This window comes from Citrobacter sp. Cpo148, from assembly GCF_030332375.1.
GTDB classification, from domain to species: domain Bacteria; phylum Pseudomonadota; class Gammaproteobacteria; order Enterobacterales; family Enterobacteriaceae; genus Citrobacter; species Citrobacter portucalensis.
The window spans coordinates 1-540 of the sequence record NZ_JAOWHY010000003.1 but is presented as its reverse complement, the minus strand read 5'-3'; the positions used below and the strand labels follow the sequence as shown (position 1 = coordinate 540).

The 540-nt window shown below is 58.1% G+C and carries 1 pseudogene; it reads right to left on the bottom strand.

Annotated elements, in window-relative coordinates:
• Nucleotides 1-540, bottom strand: a pseudogene (locus tag OGY10_RS00005) (replication endonuclease); the annotation flags it as partial.

Genomic DNA, 540 nt, shown 5'->3' with positions numbered 1-540 from the left:
ACCCCCTGATTTGTTCAGATTTTCAACAGGGGGACAGTTATTGCCACGAGTCCAAGGGGCGCAAGCGCCCTGGTCGGCTGCCGCCTCCTGAACGTCAACGGCCTTACGAACCTTTTTCCACTTCATCGCGTGCGTGCAAATCTTGCCCTCTGCAATCGGGGACCAGATGCCATAGATACGGATACCGTGATCGCCGTAGGCGCTCGGTTCGTCGTTAAGCTCATAAGCAGTGCGGACAAGGTGATGTTTGCGGGGAACCAGTACACCGCCCTGCTTCATGATGTAGGTGGCAAAGCAACCCGCATCTGCAGCCGCCAGTACCGCATCCAGACGTGGATTATCCAGTACAGGCGCCCCCGCTTTGCGTTCGCCCTGTACTCTCGCCGCCTGACCAGCCAGCAAGCGCAGCTCGCGGTATGCCTGGCGCCCCGGAATACCAAAGAAACGAAATTGCTGGACACGGTGCAGTGACGCCCAGGCGCTGACATGCTCGGCGCTGTCACGCAGTGATCTGCCGGTTTCTTTGCTGATTTCTTTAGC